The 22,194-nt window shown below is 67.4% G+C and carries 19 protein-coding genes and 2 riboswitches; of the genes, 9 read left to right on the top strand and 10 right to left on the bottom strand.

Annotated elements, in window-relative coordinates; genetic code table 11:
- Window positions 1-41: 41 nt before the first annotated feature.
- Window positions 42-154, bottom strand: a riboswitch (glycine riboswitch).
- 12 nt (window positions 155-166) lie between these two features.
- Window positions 167-257, bottom strand: a riboswitch (glycine riboswitch).
- Between the two features lie 32 nt (window positions 258-289).
- The 5 genes from VAPA_RS16785 to denD all read right to left on the bottom strand — a co-directional run bounded on the left by VAPA_RS16785 (window position 290) and on the right by denD (window position 4,879).
- Complete coding sequence (locus tag VAPA_RS16785; RefSeq protein ID WP_047783042.1) at window positions 290-835, bottom strand: hypothetical protein; 546 nt, start codon at window positions 833-835, stop codon at window positions 290-292.
- A gap of 138 nt (window positions 836-973) precedes the next feature.
- A complete protein-coding gene (locus VAPA_RS16780; RefSeq protein ID WP_021007961.1) occupies window positions 974-2,251 on the bottom strand; it encodes a TRAP transporter large permease in 1,278 nt (425 codons plus the stop codon).
- A complete protein-coding gene (locus VAPA_RS16775; RefSeq protein WP_021007960.1) occupies window positions 2,248-2,742 on the bottom strand; it encodes a TRAP transporter small permease in 495 nt (164 codons plus the stop codon). Before VAPA_RS16775 ends, VAPA_RS16780 begins: the two co-directional genes overlap by 4 nt.
- Window positions 2,743-2,826: 84 nt before the next feature.
- Complete coding sequence (locus VAPA_RS16770; RefSeq protein WP_021007959.1) at window positions 2,827-3,798, bottom strand: TRAP transporter substrate-binding protein; 972 nt, start codon at window positions 3,796-3,798, stop codon at window positions 2,827-2,829.
- Between the two features lie 64 nt (window positions 3,799-3,862).
- Complete coding sequence (gene denD, locus VAPA_RS16765) at window positions 3,863-4,879, bottom strand: D-erythronate dehydrogenase (RefSeq protein ID WP_021007958.1); 1,017 nt, start codon at window positions 4,877-4,879, stop codon at window positions 3,863-3,865.
- A gap of 68 nt (window positions 4,880-4,947) precedes the next feature.
- On the opposite strand from denD, the gene VAPA_RS16760 reads away from it, so the two are divergent.
- The 4 genes from VAPA_RS16760 to VAPA_RS16745 all read left to right on the top strand — a co-directional run bounded on the left by VAPA_RS16760 (window position 4,948) and on the right by VAPA_RS16745 (window position 11,788).
- On the top strand, window positions 4,948-5,853 hold the full coding sequence (locus VAPA_RS16760; RefSeq protein ID WP_021007957.1) for a LysR family transcriptional regulator: 906 nt from the start codon (window positions 4,948-4,950) through the stop codon (window positions 5,851-5,853).
- Window positions 5,854-5,944: 91 nt separating this feature from the next.
- The gene (locus VAPA_RS16755) at window positions 5,945-6,760 is read left to right on the top strand and encodes a putative hydro-lyase (protein WP_021007956.1); all 816 of its coding nucleotides are present in this window, start codon (window positions 5,945-5,947) and stop codon (window positions 6,758-6,760) included.
- Between the two features lie 43 nt (window positions 6,761-6,803).
- On the top strand, window positions 6,804-8,096 hold the full coding sequence (locus tag VAPA_RS16750; RefSeq protein WP_021007955.1) for an MFS transporter: 1,293 nt from the start codon (window positions 6,804-6,806) through the stop codon (window positions 8,094-8,096).
- 35 nt (window positions 8,097-8,131) lie between these two features.
- Complete coding sequence (locus VAPA_RS16745; RefSeq protein WP_021007954.1) at window positions 8,132-11,788, top strand: hydantoinase B/oxoprolinase family protein; 3,657 nt, start codon at window positions 8,132-8,134, stop codon at window positions 11,786-11,788.
- A 122-nt stretch (window positions 11,789-11,910) separates the two neighbouring features.
- On the opposite strand, the gene VAPA_RS16740 is transcribed toward VAPA_RS16745, so the two are convergent.
- Window positions 11,911-13,614, bottom strand: coding sequence for an electron transfer flavoprotein-ubiquinone oxidoreductase (locus tag VAPA_RS16740; protein ID WP_021007953.1), 1,704 nt, complete (start codon window positions 13,612-13,614; stop codon window positions 11,911-11,913).
- A 105-nt stretch (window positions 13,615-13,719) separates the two neighbouring features.
- On the opposite strand from VAPA_RS16740, the gene VAPA_RS16735 reads away from it, so the two are divergent.
- Both VAPA_RS16735 and VAPA_RS16730 read left to right on the top strand, forming a co-directional pair.
- Complete coding sequence (locus VAPA_RS16735; RefSeq protein ID WP_021007952.1) at window positions 13,720-14,502, top strand: SDR family oxidoreductase; 783 nt, start codon at window positions 13,720-13,722, stop codon at window positions 14,500-14,502.
- Between the two features lie 22 nt (window positions 14,503-14,524).
- Entirely contained in the window at window positions 14,525-14,947 is a 423-nt protein-coding gene (locus tag VAPA_RS16730) for an acyl-CoA thioesterase (protein WP_021007951.1), read from the top strand.
- Window positions 14,948-14,980: 33 nt separating this feature from the next.
- On the opposite strand, the gene VAPA_RS16725 is transcribed toward VAPA_RS16730, so the two are convergent.
- On the bottom strand, window positions 14,981-16,333 hold the full coding sequence (locus tag VAPA_RS16725) for a sensor histidine kinase (RefSeq protein ID WP_021007950.1): 1,353 nt from the start codon (window positions 16,331-16,333) through the stop codon (window positions 14,981-14,983).
- Window positions 16,330-17,004 (bottom strand): response regulator, encoded by a 675-nt coding sequence (locus VAPA_RS16720; RefSeq protein ID WP_021007949.1) that lies wholly within the window; start codon window positions 17,002-17,004, stop codon window positions 16,330-16,332. Before VAPA_RS16720 ends, VAPA_RS16725 begins: the two co-directional genes overlap by 4 nt.
- 147 nt (window positions 17,005-17,151) lie before the next feature.
- On the opposite strand from VAPA_RS16720, the gene VAPA_RS16715 reads away from it, so the two are divergent.
- The 3 genes from VAPA_RS16715 to VAPA_RS16705 are packed head-to-tail and all read left to right on the top strand — an operon-like array spanning window position 17,152 to window position 20,242.
- A complete protein-coding gene (locus VAPA_RS16715) occupies window positions 17,152-17,877 on the top strand; it encodes a phosphatase PAP2 family protein (RefSeq protein ID WP_021007948.1) in 726 nt (241 codons plus the stop codon).
- Window positions 17,864-18,433 (top strand): phosphatase PAP2 family protein, encoded by a 570-nt coding sequence (locus VAPA_RS16710; protein WP_021007947.1) that lies wholly within the window; start codon window positions 17,864-17,866, stop codon window positions 18,431-18,433. Before VAPA_RS16715 ends, VAPA_RS16710 begins: the two co-directional genes overlap by 14 nt.
- A 57-nt stretch (window positions 18,434-18,490) precedes the next feature.
- A complete protein-coding gene (locus VAPA_RS16705) occupies window positions 18,491-20,242 on the top strand; it encodes a phosphoethanolamine transferase (protein WP_021007946.1) in 1,752 nt (583 codons plus the stop codon).
- Window positions 20,243-20,255: 13 nt separating this feature from the next.
- On the opposite strand, the gene VAPA_RS16700 is transcribed toward VAPA_RS16705, so the two are convergent.
- The gene (locus VAPA_RS16700) at window positions 20,256-20,834 is read right to left on the bottom strand and encodes a peroxidase-related enzyme (RefSeq protein ID WP_021007945.1); all 579 of its coding nucleotides are present in this window, start codon (window positions 20,832-20,834) and stop codon (window positions 20,256-20,258) included.
- A 62-nt stretch (window positions 20,835-20,896) separates the two neighbouring features.
- Window positions 20,897-22,165, bottom strand: a complete 1,269-nt coding sequence (locus VAPA_RS16695; protein WP_021007944.1) for an HAD family hydrolase — start codon at window positions 22,163-22,165, stop codon at window positions 20,897-20,899.
- Window positions 22,166-22,194 lie beyond the last annotated feature (29 nt).

Genomic DNA, 22,194 nt, shown 5'->3' with positions numbered 1-22,194 from the left:
CACTCCAAAGGGGCAGACGAATTCCATGGCGCGAGCCATGGGCCACCCCTGCTGTCCGCTTTACCTGAGAGATTCGCCCCACGATCGGGGTTTGCTCCTTCGGTGGGCCGCCGCATGGTTGCAGATGCAACGGCCTCTCTCCAGCAAGGAAACGCCGGCATCCACCAGCGCTGTGTCAGTCCTTTTGCCTGAGCGTTCGGGAAACCCCTGCGCCTTCGGCGGCCCCGGCTGGCGGGGCTCTCTCCTGACCATGGGAGTGTAGTGGATCGCGGGCCCGAGGTCCGCAGGCTCAGTGCACGGTCTCGGCCGGCGGCAGCAGCCGGTCGATGCGCTCGCGCAGCGATTCGGCCCGCTCGGCGCCGGCGGTTTTCTCGACCTCCGTGAGCATCAGCGCGGCAATGGTCATCATCGCGCCGCGGTCACGCGCCTCGCGCAGCGCATCGCGCATCTGCAGCGCGAACCTGGGGTCGCGCCGCACGAACATGCGCTCGCAGATGTCGAACAGGAACATGCGCGTGGTGGCCAGCGAGCGCTTGCCGTCGAAGTTGTCGGCCGAGGTGGCGAGCCGGATCGGGTCTGCCGCGGGCACCGGGACGGGCGGCTGGGCCGCGGCCCGAGCCGTCGCGGCGACTGCCTGCGCGTCCTGCAGATAGCCCTTCAGCACCAATGCCTGGATCGCCTGCTCGGCTTCGGTCCGGCTTGCGAACAGCGGGCTGAAATCGGTCAGCGAACGCCGGCCGTCGGCCATCAGCAGCAAGGCGCGCTCACGCTGGCTGAGCGTGCGCTGGCGGCCTTGGAGTTCGTCGCGTGCCTTGTCGGTCTTGGTGGGAAACATGGCGCCACAGCTTTCGGGGATCGAGGGCTGAAGCATCGTTGCAAGCGGTGACATCTTCGTGAAACGTTTGCCTTACAGGGCAAAACAAAAACGGGCAGCCCTGCGAAGGCTGCCCATTCTTTCATGCCTGCTTTTCGCTTATTTGGCGTAGACCAGGTCGCGCAGCCCCAGCGATATCCACGGCACGTAGGTGATCACCATCAGGCAGGCCAGGATCACGAGCACGAAGGGCACCAGGTACTTCACGATCCGGTCCAGCGAGATGCGCGCCACCGTGCAGGCCGCGAACAGGTTCACGCCGAAGGGCGGGGTGATCATGCCCAGCGCGAGGTTCACCACCATGATCAGCCCGAAGTGCACCGGGTCGATGCCGAAGTGCACCGCCACCGGCGCGAGGATGGGCGCGAGCACGATGATGGCCGCGCTGGTCTCGATGAACATGCCGATGACGAACAGCGCCGCATTCACGCCCAAAAGGAACATCGCGGGCGACTTCAGCACTTCCTGCAGCCAGTGGCCGATGGCGTCGGGCACGCCCGCGCGCGTGATCAGGAACGCGAACAGGCCCGCGTTGGCGATGATGAACATGATCACCGCCGACGACAGCACCGACTTGCGCAGGATGACGTACAGGTCCCTTGGCTTGATCTCGCGGTAGATCACCACGCCCACCACCAGCGCATAGAACACCGCCACCGCCGAGGCTTCGGTGGGCGTGAAAATGCCGCCGTAGATGCCGCCCAGAATGATCACCGGCATCAGCAGCGCCCAGCCGGCCTGCCACAGCGCCTTGCCGAAAGGCATGCGGCCGTCGCCGTCGTTCTTGCCCCAGCCCTTCCACTTGCAGAAGGCCCAGACGAACAGCATCAGCGCCAGGCTGATGAGAATGCCGGGGCCGAAACCCGCAATGAACAGCTCGCCGATCGACACCTCGGCGCTCACGCCGTAGAGGATCAAAGGGATCGAGGGCGGAATGATCACGCCCAGCTCGGCGCTCGTGGCCTGCAGCGCCGCCGCGTACGCGGTGGGATAGCCGTGCTTGATGAGCGCCGGAATCAGGATGGCGCCAATGGCGAAAGTGGTGGCCACCGACGAGCCCGACACCGCTGCGAAGATCATGCAGGTGAGCACGCAGGTCATCGGCAGGCCGCCCTGCACGCCGCCCACGATGCTCTTGGCAAATTCGACCAGCCGCCGCGAGATGCCGCCGGTTTCCATCAGGTTGCCGGCCAGGATGAAGAACGGAATGGCCGCCAGCGGAAACTTGTTGATCGAATTGAACATCTCCTTGACGGAGATCAGCATGTTGACGTTGGCCACCTGGATACCCAGGATCGACGCGAGTCCGATGGACACCGCCACCGAAACCGACAGTGCAAAACACAGCACCATCGTTGCAACCATCACGGGCGTCATTGCGCAGTCTCCAGCTCAAGCCGCTTGGGATCGAGAAAATTGCCAACGATGCCGAACAGGCAGAAAACGGAACCGACCGGCAGCGCCAGGTACGACCACATCATCGACAGGCTTTCGAGCCCGGCCATCGACTGCACGCGGCCGCGCATCGCGTAGTCCCAGCCCCACCAGAGAATGACCAGCATCAGTGCCAGTGCTGCGATGCTGACCACGGCGTCGAGCACGCGCTTGATGCGCGGCGGGCTCCAGCGGTAGAGCACGTCCACGCTCACCATCGCGCCCTGGCGAAACGCCATCGGAATGCCGAGGAACACCATCCAGATCAGGCTCATGCGAATCAGGATCTCGCTCCATTCGGCGGGCTGCTCGAGCACGAAGCGCGTGACGATCTGGAACACGCCCAGGCCCGAGGCGATGACCAGCATCACACAGGCGGCGATCATCGAGAAGCCGGTGGTCCAGCGCTCGATGCCGAGAAATTTTTCTTTCATCTGCAGTCGTGATGTTGAAAACAAAAAAGCCCGCCAGACGGAACTGAACGGGCGGGGAATGCTATCGGAAAGATAGCGTTCGGGTCACTTGAAGTTGCGGATCTTGTCGAGGTTGGCCTTGCCGAAGTCCTTTTCGAACTGGGCGTTCACCGGCGCCAGCGCTGCGACGAACTTGGACTTGTCGACGTTGTCGATTACGGTCATGCCCTTGGCGCGCAGGTCGGCCACGCCCTTGGCATCGTCTTCGTCGACGCGCGCACGGTTGGCCTTGGTGCCTTCCTTGGCTGCATCGAGGAAGGCCTGCTTGTCGGCCGCGCTGAGCTTGTCGAACGACGCCTTGTTCATCAGGAAGATGCAGGGCGAGTAGACGTGGCCGGTGAGCGACAGGTGCTTTTGCACCTGGTCGAACTTGGCCGCGATGATGACCGACAGCGGGTTCTCCTGGCCATCGACCGTGCCCTGCTGCAAGGCGGTGAACACTTCGGGGAAGGCCATCGGCGTCGTGACGATGCCGAAGGTCTTGTAGGCCGCGATGTGCACCGGGTTTTCCATGGTGCGCATCTTCAGGCCCTTGAGGTCTTCCGGCCCCTTCACGTCGCGCTTGCTGTTGGTCATGTGGCGAAAGCCGTTCTCGGCCCAGGCCAGCGCCTTGAAGCCCTTGGCGTCGAACTTGGTCAGCAGGTCCTGGCCGATCGGGCCGTCGAGCACGGCGCGCGCGTGGGCCTTGTCGCGGAACAGGAAGGGCACGTCGAGGATCTTCGTCTCCGGCACGAAGTTCGGCACCGGGCCGGTCGAGGAAAGCGCCAGCTCCTGGGTGCCGAGCTGCACGGCCTCGATCGACTCGCGCTCGCCGCCGAGCGAGCCGTTGTAGAAGGTCTGGACCTTGTAGCGGCCCGCGGTGCGCTTTTCGACTTCCTTGGCGAACACGTCGATCGCGACGCCCTGGTGCGAGTTCTGCGCGGTCGAGATACTGATCTTCATGGTCGTCTGCGCAAAGGCCGCGCAGGCCATGCCCATGCCCAGAACCAGGCCAGCGGCCAGTCGGGTCAATTTCATTCTTCTGTCTCCTGAGATGGAAAGGGGGTGTCGCAAAGCGTCGGCTTCGCGACGCAGCCGATGACTATGCCGCAATAACCAGTTTGACTGCGTCGGGATTTTCACGGACGTAATCGCGAATAACTGCCTCGAAGCTGGCATCGGCCGAGAGCCCCAGGCGGTTGGCGCGAACGGTTTCGATGCGCCCGGGCCAGGTTTTGACGATGCGCTGGATGGCCGGGTCAGGTGTGCGGTCGAGCAGGTCGGTGGCGGCCTTGCCGGCCACGCGCTCGAGCGCCGCGGCCATTTCGCCCACCGTGGTGGAAAGCGAGGGCAGGTTGAGCGCGGTGCGCGGGCCCCATTCGGCGTCGCTGGCCTGCGCGGCGCGCAGGATGCCTTCGACCGTGCGCGCCGGCGATGCAATGGCCACCGGCGTCTCGTCGGGCACCGGGCAGGCGGCGCGAATGCCCGCGAGCGGCTCGCGGATCATGCCGCTGAAAAAGCCCGAGGCCGCGCCGTTGGGCCGGCCGGGGCGCACGCTCACCGTCATCAACCGCACGCTGCGGCCGCGCACGAAGCCCTTGCGCGTGTAATCGGCCATCAACTGCTCGCCGATGAATTTCTGGATGCCGTAGCTGGTCTGCGGCGTCGGCAGCGTGTGGTCTTCGATCACCGGCGGCAGCGGCTGCTCGGGCGAGTCGCCGAACACCGCGAGCGAGCTGGCAAACACCAGCAGCGGCCGGGTGCCCACGGTGCGGGCCTTTTCGAGCAGGGCATGCGTGGCGGCGAAGTTGCTGCGCATGCCCAGGTCGAAGTCGGCCTCGCATTCGCCGCTGACCGCGGCGGCCAGGTGAAAGATGGCGTCGGCCCCGGTCCAGAGCGAGGCGTCGGGCGAGGCCAGCTGTTCGTTCAGGTCGCCGAGTGCGGCGCTGATGCGCGGGTCGGCCGCAAGATCGGCCGGCGGCGCGGCCCGGTCGACCAGCGTGATGCGGGAAATCGCGCGCAGCGGCGCACCCGCAAGCGAAAGCTCGCCCCGCTTCAGCAGGGTGCGGGCAAGGCGTGCGCCCAGGAAGCCGGCGCCGCCCGTGATGACGATCTGCATGGTGGTCTTGTCTCCTTCGCCGACGAGCATAGCGCAGCGGAATGCGCGGCTCAGGCGACACTTGCACGATGAACCTGCGATTCGTCGAAGCCTTCCACTGGGCCGTGGCGCTCAAGAGCGTCACCCGTGCGGCCGAGAAGCTGCACATCACGCAGTCGGCGCTGTCCAGCCGCATCGCCGCGCTCGAGCGCGAGCTGGGCGTGCTGCTGCTCGACCGGCGCGACAAGCAGTTCCGCCTCACGGTGGCGGGGCAGCGCTTCCATGCCTTTGCGCAGAAGCTGCTCGAGATGCAGATGCACATCAAGGCCGAGATGGGTTCGGGCACGGTGCGCGAGGCCGTGCTGCGCGTGGGCGCCATCGAATCGGTGGTGCACAGCTGGCTCACCGGCTGGCTCAAGCACATGCAGGCGACGCATCCGGACTTCGAACTGGAGCTCACCGTCGAAACCACGCCGGTACTGGTCGACCAGCTCCAGCGCGGCAAGCAGGATCTCGTGTTCGCAGCGCTGCCGGCCACCGGCGACGGCGTGCGCACGCGGGCCGTGCCGCCGATGCCCATGTGCTTCGTCGGCCACCGCGAGCTGCACCTGAAGCGGCGCTACCGCATGGCGGACCTGCTCTCGCTCGACCTGCTGACCTTCCAGCGCGGCTCGCAGCCTCACGTGGCGCTGCTGGAGATGTTCCGAGAAGCCGGCAGCCCGCCGCCGCGCGTGCATGCGATCTCGTCGATCTCGGCGATGGCGCAGCTGGTGGAGGCGGGCTTTGGCGTGGCCGCGCTGCCGCGCGCAGTGGTCGAGCCGCTGGCGCGGCGCCTGCCGCTGCGCGTGCTGCCTTGCGACGTGACGCTGGAGCCGCTGCCCATCTACGCGAGCTACCGCGACGACCCGTCGTCCCCGCTGCCGGAGGCCGCGCTGAGCTCCGCCGTGGTGCATGCATCGCACCGCATGGGGTCATCGAAAAAATCGATGAGCTGAGCGAGAAACTTTGCGTTGGCGTTCGTGAGCCCGGATTCCCACAATCCGGCGCATCACACCACAGCGATGCATCGGGCATCGGAAACGCCAAATGTCGAACCGTCAATCCTTCGCAGAACAGCCCGGCGCAGGCAGCAGCGCGCGGGCCGTGCGCCAAGCCTGCCGCAGCGGCGCGCTGAGCTCCCACACCAGCGGACTCGCGAGCGCCCATGTGCAGGGCAACCTCGTGATCCTGCCGCAGGCGCATGCGGCCGACTTCCTGCGCTTCTGCCAGGCCAACCCCAAGCCGTGCCCATTGCTCGGCGTCTCGGAAGCCGGTGACCCGGCGCTGCCGGCACTCGGCGAGGACATCGACATCCGCACCGACCTGCCGCGCTACCGCGTGTGGCAGGGCGGCGTGCTGGCGGACGAGCCCACCGACGTGCGTGCGCTCTGGAGCGATGACCTGGTGAGCTTCGTCATCGGCTGCTCCTTCACCTTCGAGCATGCGCTGATGGCCGAGGGCATCGTGTTGCGCCACGTAGAGCAAGGCCGCAACGTGGCGATGTTCCGCACCTCGATGGCCACCGAGCAGGCCGGCGCCTTCCATGGGCCGATGGTGGTGTCGATGCGCCCGCTGCGCGCGGCCGATGCCATTCGCGCGGTGCAGATCACCTCGCGCTTTCCGGCCGTGCACGGCGCGCCGGTTCACATCGGCGATCCGGCGCTGATCGGCATCCGGTCGATCGCCGATCCCGACTACGGCGACGCGGTCGAGGTGATGCCCGATGAGCTGCCCGTGTTCTGGGCCTGCGGCGTCACGCCCCAGGCCGCGCTGGCCGCCGCCGGGCTGCCGTTCGCCATCACGCACGCGCCGGGCTCGATGCTCGTGACCGACCTGCTGCACCACCAGCTGGCCGCGTTCTAGGCGCGGCGCGGTCCACCCATTCAAAACGCAAGGAGACAAGCACATGAAGACCACCCTCGACGCCGCCCAGGCGGGCGACGACACGCAAGCCGGAGGCAGCTGGCTGCGCACGCTCAACCCGAACGAGAAACGCACGCTCACCGCATCCTTCAGCGGCTACGCGGTCGATGCCTTCGACTACTACACGCTGCCGCTGGTCACGCCTATCCTGCTGTCGCTGTGGGGCATGAGCAAGACCGAGGTGGGGCTGATCGGCACTGCCACGCTGGTGGCCTCGGCCATCGGCGGCTGGGCGGCCGGCATCCTGGCCGACAGGTACGGCCGCGTGCGCATCCTGCAGCTCACGATCCTGGTGTTCGCGATCTTCACCTTTGCCTGCGGGCTGGCGCAAACGCCCGAGCAACTGCTGGTCGCCCGCACGCTGCAGGGCCTGGGCTTCGGCGGCGAATGGGCCGTGGGCTCGGTGCTCATCGCCGAGATGATCCGGCCCGCCTACCGGGGCAAGGCGGTGGGGCTGGTGCAGAGCAGCTGGGCCGTCGGATGGGGCGCAGCGGTGCTGGTGTCGATGGCGCTGTTCTCGTTCCTGCCGCCGGAGTATTCATGGCGCGTGATGTTCATGCTGGGCCTGCTGCCGGCGCTCCTGATCGTGTTCATCCGCCGCTCGATCCGCGACCCGGAGATCTACGTGCAGAGCCGCGCCGCCGTGGCGCGCGGCGAGCGCAGCGGCAATTTCCTCGCGATCTTCAAGCCCGGCATGCTGGGCACCACGGTGCTCGCGAGCCTGCTGTTCACCGGCATGCAGGGCGGCTACTACGCGATCGGCGTCTGGCTGCCCACCTTCCTGAAGAACGAACGCCATCTCACGGTGCTGGGTTCGGGCGGCTACCAGTTCATGTTCATCATCGGGGCCTTCATCGGCTACCTGTGCGGCGCCTACCTGTCGGACCGGCTCGGACGCCGCCGCGCCTTCATCCTGTTCGCGGTGGGCGCCGGATCGCTGGTCTACGCCTACACGCTGCTGCCCATCACCGACGGCCTGATGCTGCTGCTGGGCTTTCCGCTCGGCTTCTTCATGTCGGGCATCTTCAGCGGCGCAGGCGCTTTCCTGGCCGAGCTTTTTCCCAATGAGCTGCGCGGCTCCGGGCAGGGCTTTTGCTACAACTTCGGGCGCGGCATCGGCGCCACCTTTCCGGCGCTGGTCGGGGTGCTGAGCGACCGCATGCACCTTTCGCTGGGCACCGCCATCGGCGTGTGCGCCGCGGTGGCCTATGCCATGGTGGTGGTCGTGGCGCTCTGCCTGCCCGAGACGCGCGGGCGCGACCTGCGCCAGAACTGATCCGTATCGTTTTTTTTCCGAACCCCTTCCTTTTCATGACCACGCATTCCCTTCTCCCGTCCCGCTGGCAGTTCTGGATCGACCGCGGCGGCACCTTCACCGACCTGGTCGGCCGCGATCCCGAGGGCGGCCTGCACACGCTCAAGCTGCTGTCGGAGAACCCCGAGCAGTACAAGGACGCCGCCGTCGAAGGCATTCGCCGCCTGCTGAAGCTCGCGCCCGGTGAATCCGTGACTCCCGAGCGCGTCGAGTGCGTGAAGATGGGCACCACCGTGGCCACCAACGCCCTGCTGGAGCGCAAGGGCGAGCCGACGGTGCTGGTCACCACGGCTGGCTTTCGCGATGCGCTGCGCATCGCCACGCAGGCGCGGCCGCGGCTGTTCGACCGTCGCATCGTGCTGCCCGAGCTGCTCTACCAGCGCGTGATCGAAGCCGGCGAGCGCATGGATGCGCAGGGCGGCGTCGTGCAGCCGCTCGACGAGCGCGCGCTGACCACGGCGCTGCAGGAAGCCTTCGATGCCGGCCTGCGCGCCTGCGCCATCGTCTTCATGCACGGTTGGCGCTTCGCCGCGCACGAACTGGCTGCCGAGCGCATCGCGCGGGCCATCGGCTTCACGCAGGTGTCGGTGTCGCACAAGACCAGCCCGCTCATGAAGCTGGTGCCGCGCGGCGACACCACGGTGGTGGATGCCTACCTGAGCCCGATCCTGCGGCGCTACGTGGAGCAGGTGTCGCGCCAGATGCCGGGCGTGCCGCTGTTCTTCATGCAGAGCTCGGGCGGGCTCACGCAGGCCGACCGCTTCCAGGGCAAGGATGCGATTCTCTCGGGCCCGGCCGGCGGCATCGTCGGCATGGTGCGCACTGCGCTCGACGCGGGCCACGCGCGCGTGATCGGCTTCGACATGGGCGGCACGTCCACCGACGTGTCGCACTACGCCGGCGAGTTCGAACGCTCCTTCGAAACGCAGGTGGCGGGCGTGCGCATGCGCGCGCCGATGATGAGCATTCACACCGTGGCCGCGGGCGGCGGCTCGGTCGTCGCCTTCGACGGTGCGCGGCTGCGCGTGGGGCCGGAGTCGGCCGGTGCCAACCCCGGCCCGGCCAGCTATCGGCGCGGCGGGCCGCTGACCACCACCGACGCGAACGTGCTGCTCGGCAAGATCCAGCCTTCGCACTTTCCGTCCGTGTTCGGGCCGAACGCCGATGAACCGCTCGACCTGGCGGCGGCGCGGCGCGGCTTCGATGCGATGGCGCGCCGCATGTCGGAGGCCACGGGCCGCACCGTGAGTGCCGAAGAAGTGGCGAGCGGCGCGCTGCGCATTGCCGTGGCCAGCATGGCCAACGCCATCAAGCGAATCTCGGTGGCGCGCGGCTACGACGTCACGCAGTACACGCTGCAGTGCTTCGGCGGCGCCGGCGGCCAGCATGCCTGCCTGGTGGCCGATGCGCTTGGCATGCGCAGCGTCTATCTGCATCCGCTGGCGGGCGTGCTCTCGGCCTTCGGGATGGGGCTGGCCGACCAGCTCGCGATGCGCGAGCTGGCGCTGGAGCGCCGGCTCGATGCACAGGGCCTGGCGGCGGCGCGCGATACGGCAGGCTCGCTTGCGGCGCAGGCCAAAGGAGAACTGCGCGAGCAGGGTGTGGCCGATGCGGCCATTGCCACGGTGCACCGCGTGCAACTGCGCTACGAAGGCACCGACACCGCGCTGGCCTGCGCGCTGCCCATGGCGGGTTCGGCCGACGAAGCGATCGCCGCGATGCGCGAAGAGTTCGAAGCCGGCTATCGCCGCCGCTTCGCCTTCCTGATGGCCGAGCGGGCGCTCGTGATCGAGGCCGTGACGGTCGAAGCCGTGGGGGCCGGCGAGCGCGCGGCACCGCCGGCTGCGCAGGCCGATACCGCTCCTCATGCACCCGAGCCGCTGGCAGCCGTCCGCATGTACTGCGAGGCCGACGAAGAAGCCGCGGGCTGGCGCGACGCCGCGCTGTTCGACGAGGTGGCGCTCAAACCCGGCGCGTTCATCGACGGCCCCGCCATCCTCGCGGGCCGCAACGCCACCACGGTGATCGAGCCCGGCTGGCAGGCGCGCGCCACCGCGGCCGGCATCGAGCTGCACCGCGTGCGCCCGCGCGTCGTCACGCAGGCCATGGGCACCAGCGCCGACCCGGTGATGCTCGAGGTGTTCAACAACCTCTTCATGAACATCGCCGAGCAGATGGGCCTGCGGCTGCAGAACACGGCCTACTCGGTGAACATCAAGGAGCGGCTCGACTTCTCCTGCGCGCTGTTCGACGTCGAGGGCAACCTGATCGCCAACGCGCCGCATATGCCGGTGCACCTGGGCTCGATGAGCGAGTCGATCAAGACCGTGATCGACGGCAACCCCGGCATGAAGGCCGGCGACGTCTTCGTGCTGAACGATCCCTACCATGGCGGCACGCACCTGCCCGACATCACGGTGGTCACGCCGGTGTACCTGGCACAGGGCGATGCGCGGCCTTCGTTCTACGTGGCTTCGCGCGGCCACCACGCCGACGTGGGCGGCATCACGCCGGGCTCGATGCCGCCGTTCTCGGCCACCATCGGCGACGAGGGCGTGCTGATCGACAACTTCAAGCTGGTGGAGGGCGGGCGCCTGCGCGAAGCCGAGCTGCGCGCGCTGCTGGGCAGCGGTGCGCATCCGTCGCGCAACATCGAGCAGAACCTGGCCGACCTGCGCGCGCAGATCGCCGCCAACGAGAAGGGCGTGCAGGAGCTGCAGGCCATGGTCGCGCAGTTCGGCCGCGAGACCGTGGCCGCCTACATGGGCCACGTGCAGGACAACGCCGAGGAGTCGGTGCGCCGCGTCATCACGGCGCTGAAGAACGGCGAGTTCACGCTGCCGCTGGACAACGGTGCGCAGATCCGCGTGCGGGTCAATGTAGATGCCGTGCGCCGCTCGGCCACGGTCGACTTCACCGGCACCAGCGCGCAGCTGCCCAACAACTTCAACGCGCCGCGGGCCATCACCATGGCCGCCGTGCTGTATGTGTTCCGCACGCTGGTGGACGACGACATTCCGCTCAACGCGGGCTGCCTGAAACCCATCGAGGTGATAGTGCCGGACGGCTGCATGCTCAATCCGCTGCCGCCGGCCGCGGTGGTGGCGGGCAACGTCGAAACCTCGAGCTGCGTGACCAATGCGCTCTATGGCGCGCTCGGCGTGATGGCCGCGAGCCAGTGCACCATGAACAACTTCACCTTCGGCGACGGCGAGCACCAGTACTACGAGACCATCTCGGGCGGCTCGGGCGCGGGCCAGGGCTTCGATGGCACGAGCGTGGTGCAGACCCACATGACCAACTCGCGCCTGACCGACCCCGAGGTGCTCGAATTCCGCTACCCGGTGCGCCTTGAAAGCTACAGCCTGCGCGCGGGCTCGGGTGGAGCCGGGCGCTGGCGCGGCGGCGACGGCGGCGTGCGGCGCGTGCGCTTCCTGGCGCCGATGACGGCCTCGATCCTCAGCAACGGCCGCCACCACGGCGCGTTCGGCGGTGCGGGCGGCGAGGCCGGCGCGGTGGGCATCAACCGCGTCGAGCGGGCCGACGGCACGGCCCTGGAACTGGATCACATCGGGCAGGTGCAGATGCAGCCGGGCGACGTGTTCGTGATCGAGACGCCTGGTGGGGGAGGGTGGGGCGAAGCCGGGCGCTGAGCTGTGTACTGTCGGCGGGGGTGCGCTCCCGCCGACGGGGGACATTCGCGGGGGGGAGTACCCGGTGTCCTGTGCACGCGCCCCGAACAAGAGCACCGGAAATAGCAACCCAAGAGAGAGAACTACATCCCCACGTAGTTCGGTCCGCCGCCCCCTTCGGGCGTGACCCACACGATGTTCTGCGTCGGGTCCTTGATGTCGCAAGTCTTGCAGTGCACGCAGTTCTGCGCGTTGATCTGCAAGCGCTCCTTGCCGGCCTTGGCTTCGTCGGGCACGAACTCGTACACGCCGGCTGGGCAGTAGCGGCTTTCGGGGCCCGCGAACTTCGACAGGTTGATGTTCACGGGCACCGACGCATCCTTGAGCGTCAGGTGCGCCGGCTGCTGTTCCTCGTGGTTGGTGTTGCTGATGAACACGCTCGAGAGGCGGTCGAAGGTGAGCTTGCCGTCCGGCTTCGGATAGGCGATGGGCTTGCACTCTGCCGCGGGCTTGAGGTACAGGTGGTCGGGCTTGTGGCGGTGCAGGGTCCATGGAATGTGGCCCTTGAACAGCCACTGCTCGATGCCGTTCATGAAGGTGGCAATGCCCAGCCCCTTCTTGAACCAGGCCTTGAAGTTGCGCGCCTTGTTCAGCTCGGTGTAGAGCCAGCTCTTCTCGAACGCAGCCGGGTAGGCCGTGAGTTCGTCGTGCTGGCGGCCGGCCTGCACCGCGTCGTACGCGGCTTCGGCGGCCAGCATGCCGGTCTTGATGGCGGCATGGCTGCCCTTGATGCGGCTCACGTTGAGGTAGCCCGCCTCACAGCCGACCAGTGCTCCGCCCGGAAACACCGTCTTGGGCAGCGACATCAGGCCGCCGGCCGTGATGGCGCGCGCGCCGTAGCCGATGCGCTTGGCGGGCTTGATGCCCTGTGCCTCGTCGCCTTCGAGGTACCACCGGATGTTGGGATGCAGCTTCCAGCGCTGCATTTCCTCGAATGGGCTGAGGTAGGGGTTGCTGTAGTCCAGGCCGGTGATGAAGCCCATGGAGATCTTGTTGTCCTCCATGTGATAGAGGAAGGCGCCGCCGTAGGTGTCGCTCTTCATCGGCCAGCCGGCGGTGTGCAGCACGAAGCCGGGCTGGTGGCGCTTGGGGTCGATTTCCCACACTTCCTTCACGCCGAGGCCGTAAGTCTGCGGATCCTTGCCTTCGTCGAGCTTGAATCTGGCGATCAGCTGGCGGCCGAGGTGGCCGCGCGCACCTTCGGCAAACACCGTGTACTTGCCCAGCAGCTCCATGCCGAGCTGGAAGTTCTCGGTGGGTTCGCCGTCCTTGCCCACGCCCATGTTGCCGGTGGCCACGCCGCGCACCGAGCCGTTCTCGTTGTAGAGCACTTCGGCGGCCGGGAAGCCCGGGAAGATCTCCACGCCCAGGTTCTCGGCCTGCTGCGCGAGCCACTTGGTGAAGGCGCCGAGGCTGATGATGTAGTTGCCGTGGTTCTGGAAGCAGGCCGGCAGGAAGGCATTGGGCGTGCGGAGGCCCGATTTCTCGCCGAGGAACACCATGGCGTCGTCGGTGACGGGCTGGTTCAGCGGGGCGCCCTGTTCCTTCCAGTCGGGCAGTAGCTCGTTGAGGGCGCGCGGGTCCATGATGGCGCCCGAGAGGATGTGCGCGCCGGGCTCGGAGCCCTTCTCGAGCACCACGACCGAGATTTCCTTTTCGTGGTGGGCGGCGAGCTGCTTGAGCCGGATGGCGGTGGAGAGGCCGGCCGGGCCGCCGCCGACGACCACCACGTCGTATTCCATGGATTCGCGGGGGCCGAACTGGGCGAGGATTTCGTCGTGGGTCATGTGGGTCTCGTCGATAATGATTTGAGGCTCGGGCGCTTCGAGGGCACCAAACATTTTATGTGGAGTGCCGGGCGTCACTTCGGCGACTCAACAGGACCCTCCTCCATGGCTTACAGCATCGACCTTTCGGGCCGCGTGGCCTTCATCACCGGGGCTTCCAGCGGCTTGGGCGCGCAGTTTGCCAAGACATTGGCGCGCGCCGGTGCCGCAGTGGTGCTCGCGAGCCGCCGGCTCGAGAAATTGAAGGAGCTGCGCGCGCGCATCGAGGGCGAGGGCGGCGACGCGCATGCCGTCGAGCTCGACGTCACCGACATCGGCAGCATCAAGGCCGCCGTGGCGCGCGCCGAAACCGAGGTGGGCCCCATCGACATCCTGGTCAACAACTCGGGCGTGAGCACCACCCAGCGCCTTTCGGACGTCACGCCCGACGACTACGACTACATCTTCGACACCAACGTGAGGGGCTCCTTCTTCGTCGCGCAGGAAGTGGGCGAGCGCATGCTGGCGCGCGCCGATGGTTCGGCGCCGGGCACCTACATCGGCGGGCGCATCATCAACATCGCCTCGGTGGCGGCGCTCAAGGTGCTGCCGCAGATCGGCACCTACTGCATGAGCAAGGCCGCGGTGGTGCAGATGACCAAGGCCATGGCGCTCGAATGGGGTCGCTTCGGCATCAACGTGAATGCGCTGTGCCCCGGCTACATCACGACCGAGCTCAACGAGGACCACTGGGCCTCCGAAGGCGGCGCCAAGCTCGTGAGCATGCTGCCGCGCAAGCGCGTGGGCAAGCCCGAGGACCTCGACGGCCTGATCGTGCTGCTGGCCAGCGGCCAGAGCCATTTCGTGAACGGCGCGGTCATTGCGGCCGACGACGGGTTCGCGCTCTGATCCTCCCCATCAAGGCCCACCGATGAGAATCGAAATCCCCGAGAAGAAGAAGCTCGTGTACGAAATGTCCATCCCCATCCGCTGGGGCGACATGGACGCCATGGGCCACCTCAACAACGGCACCTACTTCCGCTACCTGGAAACCGCGCGCATCGACTGGATCCGTTCGCTCGGCATCGCGCCCGAACCGGGCGGCGAGGGCATGGTGATCGTCAACGCCTTCTGCAATTTCTACCGCCAGATCGAATACCCGGGCGATGTGCTGCTCAAGATGTACGTGAGCGACCCGGCCCGTACCACCTTCGAGAGCTGGGCCACCATGGCGCGCGCCGAGGCGCCCGACGTGATCTGCGCGGCGGGCGGGGCGACCACGATCTGGGTCGATTTTCCGAAGCAGAAGGCGCTGGCGCTGCCCGACTGGCTGCGCGCGGTGGTGAGCGGGTAGGACGCGCGGCGAAGTAAACGAAAGAGCCGGCCGCTACGCCGGCCGCAGCACGATGCGCGCCTCGAAGCCGCTGGCAGCGCCTGGCGGCGGCGATGCCAGTTCGAGCCTGGCGTTGTGCTTCTCGACGATGGTGCTCACGATCGACAGCCCCAGCCCGTAACCCGTGCGATCGGAGCTGTGGCGCACATGGCGCTGCTGCAACGTGGCGAGCTGCTCGGGGCTGACGCCCGCGCCGAAGTCGCGCACCGCAAGCGTGCAGGGCGCCATCACCTCGATCACCACCCGGCCGCTGCCGCCGTAGCGCAGGGCGTTTTCCACCAGGTTGCGCAGCGCGATCGCCAGCGCGTCGACATCGCCCGAGGCGACGGGCGCAACGGCGTCGGGTACCTTGAGCGCCAGCCGCTCGCTGATCTGCGGGTCGTTCCAGAATTCCTGTGCCACGGCCCCTGCCAGCTGCACCAGGTCGACCCGCGCGCGCGCGAGCGACGCACCCGACTCGGCGCGCGAAAGCTGCAGCAGCTTCTCGGTGCGGTGGCTGAGCATTCGCAGCGCGTCGAGCGCCGCCTGGACATCGTTGCGCCGCAGGTCGTGCTCGAGTGCGGTCTGCAGGCGCAGCCGTGCTGCGGCCAGCGGTGTTCGCAGCTCGTGCGCCGCGTTGGCGGCCAGCGCGCGCTCGACGTCGAGCGAATGCGACAGGCGCTCCAGCAGGCTGTTGACGTGGTCGCCCACCGAGCGCAGCTCGCGCGGCAGGCCGGGCAGCGCGATGGGGCGCAGGTCTGAGCCGCTGCGCTTCTCGATCTCGCCCGCGAGCTGCTGCAGCACGCGCAGCTCGTTGCGCGCCACGTTGCGCAGTACCAGCGCCAGCAGCGGCAGCACGGCGCCCAGCGGAATGATCAGCCCGAACAGCGTGCGGTTCAGCGCCGAGCGCCGCTCGTCGAGCGGATCGGCCACCTGGAAATAGAGGCCCAGCGTGGGATGCCGCACGGTATAGATGCGCCAGGTCTGGTTGTTGGCGAAGCCGGGAGCAAGCGGAACGTCGAATGCATCGGTGGGCGCCTCGGCCGAGCGCAGCAGCACGTGCTCGTGGATGTCCACCACCTGGTACATCACGGCATCTTCCGAGAACAATTGCTTCGGCGCGATCACCGGCGCGTCCGGCGTGGCACCCGAATGCTGCAGCTTGCCCATTTCCTGCACCGCCATGTCGAACATGCGGTGCGACACCTCCACCAGCTCGTTGTCGAAGTTGTTGTTGATCTCCCGGTCCACATACCAGACCACGGCCAGCACACACAGCATCCACACGCCGCCGACCCAGAGGATCAAGGTGCGAGTCAGGCGGCCGGCCAGCGTGTCGCGGCCGTCTTTCGGGGGTGCCGCGTTCATTCTTCGTCGCCTGCCGAGGTCGACAGCCGATAGCCGAGGCCGCGCAGCGTCTGGATGTGGCTCTTGCCCAGTTTGCGCCGCAGCCGGCTGATGAACACCTCGAGCGTGTTGCTGTCGGCCTCGTCGCCGAAGCCGTAGAGCGCAGCGGCCAGGTTCTCGCGGGTGTGGATGCGTTCGGGCCGTGTGGCCATCACGCGCAGCAGGGCCCATTCCTTCTGGGTGAGGACGACCGGGTTGCCGTCCTTGCGAACCCTGTCCTGTGCCAGGTCGATCTCCAGCGTTCCGAGATGCAGCACCGGCGAGCTGCCGGCGCTGCGCCGCCGCTCCACCGCGCGCAGCCGCGCCAGCAGCTCGGCCGGGTCGTAGGGCTTGATGAGGTAGTCGTCGGCGCCGGCGTCGAGCCCGCGGATGCGGTCGGTGACCTGGTCGCGCGCCGTCAGCACGATGACGATGGGCGGCTCGCGCAGCGCGCGTACCTGGGGCAGCAGCGAAAGGCCGTCGCCGTCGCCCAGGTGCAGGTCGAGCAGCACGGCGGCGTATCGCACCGAAAGCAGGGCGCCGCGGGCTTCGGCAAGGCTGGACGCCACGTCGACCACGAATGCCTTCGCAAGCAGATAGCTGCAGACAGCGTCTGCCAACGCACTGTCATCTTCGACAAGCAATATGCGCACGCGGTGTGGTCTTTCCAAAAAAACGCAGTCTAGCGCCGACCGCCGCGGGCCCGGGCGGCGTCAGTTCCCGTTCAGGGCCGCTTCAGGCTCGGTTCAGGCCACGAACGTAGGCTCAAGGGGTCTTCAGGCTTGCTGGTTTCTCTGCTCATGACGCGTGTCCCGAATCTTCCGAATCCCTCGAATCTTCGCCTGGGAGGGCTGACCCTCCTTGCATTGGCCTTGCTGCTGGCGTGGGACGCCACGGGGGGCGATCTTGCCCTGGCGCGCCTGGCGGGCACCCCCATGGGCTTTCCGTGGCGCGACAACGCCTTCCTGGTTCGCGTGATGCACGAGAGCGCGAAGAACCTGAGCTGGCTGTTCGTGATTGCGCTGTTCGCCGGCATCCGATGGCCGCCCGGCGTCCTGCGGCGGCTGCCCGTTCGCGCCCGGGCGCAGCTGGCATTCACGGTGCTGCTCTCGGTCATCGCCATCAGCCTGCTCAAGCATGCGAGCCACACGAGCTGCCCCTGGGACCTGAAGGAGTTCGGTGGTGTGGCAAGCCATGTGTCGCATTGGGCATGGAAGGTCTACGACGGCGGCTCGGGCGGGTGTTTTCCGGCGGGCCACGCCTCTGCGGCGTTTGCCTACGCAGGCGGCTATTTCGTGCTGCGCCGGGTGTCGCCGCGCGCCGCAATCCTCTGGCTCTGCGCGTCGCTGGCCGCGGGGCTGGCGCTGGGCCTGTCGCAGCAATTGCGGGGGGCGCACTACATGAGCCATACGCTCTGGACCGCCTGGATCTGCTGGGTGGTGGGCTTTGCCATCGACCTGGTCGCCGCACCCCGCGCCTCCCGGTTGCCCGCAGCCGAACCCGCCGTCCTGCATGCAGGCCCTTGATGCAGCCCTGTTCGCGCTGATCAACGCCAGTGCCGCGGCACCGGCGTGGAGCATCCATTTCGCGCGCTTTGCCTCCGACGTGCTGCCGGCCTTGCTGGCCACGGCGATCATCGGTGCGGCGGCGCTCGACCGCCGCCTGCGCTATGCCTGCTTCACCGCGCTGGTCAGCGTGCTGGCGGTCTGGGTCTTCGTGAACGTGTTCCGCTCGGCCATGCCGTTCCAGCGGCCCGCCTTCTACGGGCTGGGAATCCAGTGGGCGCCGCAGGGCGCGCGGCCGGGTTTCCCGAGCCTGCATGCCGCGTGCACCTTTGCGGCGGCGTTTTCGCTGTGGTGCCTGCCGTGGCGCGCGCCCATGCTCGCCGCGCTGGCGGTGGCCGCGGTGGTCGGGTGGAGTCGCGTTTTCCTCGGGTTGCACTTTCCGCTCGACGTGCTCGTGGGGGCAATGCTCGCCGCCATGGTGTCGATCGTGGTGGAGCGCGGCGTGAGCCGGCCGCTGAACCTGGCGCTCAGGGCCTACATGCGGCCCCGCTTGAGGGCGAGACGGGCGCGAATCTGAACGCCGGCTGAACGCGCAATTCAGGCTGCCTTCAGTTGCGCTTTCTACAGTCGGTGCATGTCTTTTTCAAGAATCGAACCCGCGCCCGCGCAGGGCATGGGGCTGCCGGCAGCCAGTGTGCCTCACCTGGCGTCCGTGCGCGCTCTCTGGGCGCGCATCGACCTGTGGCTGGCGCGGCCCCGCTCGGCCCAGCGCGTGGTCGTGTGGCTCGCCATCTACCTTGCCGTGGCCGCCAACTGGCCGCTTTGGAACGAACTCGCGCGCATCGGCGGCGCGCCCAGCACCTACCTGCCCACGAGCGCTGCCATGGCGGTGCTCATGGTGTGCGCTACGGTGGCGCTGCTGTCCTTCACGGCCTGGTCGCGCTGGATGAAGCTGTTGTGGTTCGCGGTGGTGCTGCTGGCCGCGTTCGTGCAGCACTACATGCTCGAGTACCGGGTGGTGATGGACCCGACCATGATCGCCAACGTGCTGCAGACCGACCCGAACGAGGCGCGCGACCTCTTGAGCTGGCGCATGGCATACCACGTGCTGCTGGTGGTCCTGCTGCCGGGGCTGGCGCTCTGGCGCGCGCGCATCGTGCCGATGCGCTTCGTCTCCAAGCTCTGGCGCAACGCGGCGCTGCTGCTGCTTGCGGTGGCCGTGGCGCTGGTGGCTGCCGTGTCGATGAACCGGCAGCTCGCGCCGCTGATGCGCAACAACATCCACCTGCGCTACATGATGAACCCGGTCGCGAGCCTCTATTCGACCGGCTCGGTGGTCCTCAGGCCGATGTTCAAGCGCAGCCGCAAGCTGATACCCATCACCGCCGGAACGGCGCTGGGCGCGAGCTACGCGGGCCAGGCGCGGCCGCCGATGTTCGTGCTGGTGGTGGGCGAGACGGCGCGGGCCGACCACTTCGGCCTCAACGGCTATGCGCGCAACACCACGCCCGAGCTGGCGGCGCGCGGCGTGCTGAGCTGGCGCGACGTGCATTCATGCGGCACCAACACGCTCGCTTCGGTGCCGTGCATGTTCTCGCCGCTGGGCAAGCAGGGCTACGAATCGCGCAGCGACGACTACGAGAACCTGGTCGACGTGCTTCAGGCAGCGGGGCTGGCGGTGCTTTGGCTCGACAACCAGGCCGGCTGCAAGGACGTCTGCACGCGCATTCCGAATGCCTCCGCCTTCGACAGCCTGTCACCCGCGCAGAAAAGCGCGCTGTGCGACGGCGAGGAATGCCTGGACGACGTCATGCTCAAGGGGCTCGACGCCCGCATTGCGGCGCTGCCCGCCGAGCGCCGTGCGAAGGGCGTGGTGCTGATCATGCACCAGATGGGCAGCCACGGGCCGGCCTACTACAAGCGCTCGGCGCCGGAGGTGAAGCGCTTCCTGCCCGAGTGCAGGACCAACGCGCTGGCCGAGTGCGGCCATGCGGAGCTGCAGAACGTCTACGACAACTCGATCGCGCAGACCGATCATTTCCTGGGCCAGACCATCGACTGGCTCAAGGCGCAATCGGGCCAGTACGACCCCGGGCTGCTCTACGTGAGCGACCATGGCGAGTCGCTCGGCGAATACGGCCTGTTCCTGCATGGCGTGCCCTACAGCTTCGCACCCGAGGCGCAGAAGCACGTGCCGATGGTCACCTGGTTCAGCCAGGGCATGAGCGAGCGCCGCCGGCTTTCGCGTTCGTGCATGGAAGCGGAGCTCGATGCGCCGCTGACACACGACAACCTCTATCACACGGTGCTGGGGCTGATGGACGTGAGCAACTCCACCTACAAGCCCGCGCTGGACGCGTTCGCATCCTGCCGAAGCAAGGCCTGAGGCGCCGCGCTATTTATTTCTTCTCGCGGGGCAGCCGCCCCATCAGGAAGAACTCGGTGTTCGGCTGCATGCCGCTGAAACTGGCGAGGCGGTTGCTCAGGCCGAAGAAGGCGGTGATGGAGGCGATGTCCCAGATGTCCTCGTCGTCGAAGCCGTGCGCATGCAGCGCGGTGAAATCCGCATCGTCGACTTCGTGCGAGCGCTCGCAGACCTTCATCGCAAAGTCGAGCATGGCACGCTGGCGCGGCGTGATGTCGGCCTTGCGGTAGTTCACCGCCACCTGGTCGGCCACCAGCGGCTTCTTCTCGTAGATGCGCAGCAGTGCGCCGTGCGCCACCACGCAGTAGAGGCACTGGTTGGCCGCGCTGGTGGTGGTGACGATCATCTCGCGGTCGCCCTTGGTGAGCGAACCTTCCTCCCTCAGCATCAGCGCGTCGTGGTAGGCGAAGAAGGCGCGCCACTCGGCCGGGCGGCGCGCCAGCGCGAGGAACACGTTGGGAACGAAGCCCGCCTTTTCCTGCACCGCGAGGATGGCGGTGCGGATGTCTTCCGGCAGGTCTTTGAGCTCGGCGAGAGGGTAGCGGTCGGCCATGTTCTGTCTCCTGGTTGGCAATGCCAGGATCATAGGCAACTGCCCGCCACCGGGCCTGATGCCTACTTGAGTACCTTGCCCTGCGCCGCGCCCAGCGGCGTATGCAATTGCGAAGGCACCCACTGGCCGGTGTTGTCGTCGCGGCCCTGCAGCAGGTAGCGCGTGTCGGGCTTGCCGTAGTTCTGCACCGCCATGGCCGAGAACTTGCCGATGTCGGTCTTCGGGTCGCGCAGGCGGTTCACGATCAGCACCTTCTTCGTGTCGGCAAAGTCGGCCATCATGTTCTGGTCGCCCTCGCTGTCGCCGGCAATGAAGCTCGGGCCGTAGCCGTACTTGCTGACCAGGAAGCGCTGGATGTTCTTCGTCTTGCCGGGGCCCTGCGTCTGGTCGTAGCCGCGCCGGTACTCGGGCTGGATCACCCCGTTGGCGTCGCGCTCCAGCTCCATCGCCAGAACGCGTTCGGTCGGGTTGTTGTAGCCGAAGGCGGGGTTCGAGGAAATCTCCTTGATCACGTCGACGAAGGACGCCGAGCACACCCACACGTCGAAGCCCGCATTCCGGAACGCGGCATACAGCTCCTGCATCTCGGGCTGCAGCCGCAGGCCGTTCTTCCAGCTGACCGAGACCACGCCCGCCTGGCCTGGCAGCGCGGCCGGCGAGGTCCATTTCACCTTGGCCACGGGCTCTTTCAGCTGCCAGGCCACGGTGGCGGCCGTGAGCTTGCGCACCTGGGTTTCGGTCATGCCGACGAAGAGGTAGGTCACCCAGGGGTAGGCCGTGTCGTGGTCGAAGGTGTCGCCGATGGCCTCGTAGAGAAAGCGTACCTTGGTGGTAAAGGCGATGTAGTGCGGGCTCAGCTTCACCGCGGCCAGCGGCTGACTGCCCTTGAGGCCGCTGTAGTTCTGGTAGAGCCAGGTGTAGCTGGCCACGATGTCGGGCACCAGGAGGTCGACGTTGACGGGCTTGCCCGCCGCGTTGTTGTACGCCGGCAGGAAGTCCTTCTTCGGGATGTTCTTGCGCAGCGCCACCTCGAGCTGCGCGGGCGTGGCGCCGAACACCAGGTTCTCGAGCTGGTAGATCAGCGAGGCTTCCTCGATGTCGAGGAACACGCTGGTGTTGTCCCAGTCGAAGACCACGTAGGGCGGCTTGGCGGCGCTGTAGCCCGGGCTTGCCTTGCCGAGGCCGGCGATCAGGCCCTCGATCTGAGCCCGGTTGAAGGCGTCCCAGTGGCCGGGCGAAAGCGTCGCGGACGCAGAGGGGGCCAAGGCGGCGCAGCCCGTGGCGGCGAGCGCGGCGGCGAGCGGCGTGAGAAGAATCAGGCGACGTTGCATGGATTTCCTGTTGTTGTGCGGCGTTGATC

This window comes from Variovorax paradoxus B4 (assembly GCF_000463015.1).
GTDB classification, from domain to species: Bacteria; Pseudomonadota; Gammaproteobacteria; order Burkholderiales; family Burkholderiaceae_C; genus Variovorax; species Variovorax paradoxus_E.
This window is presented reverse-complemented; position numbering and strand designations above follow the sequence as displayed.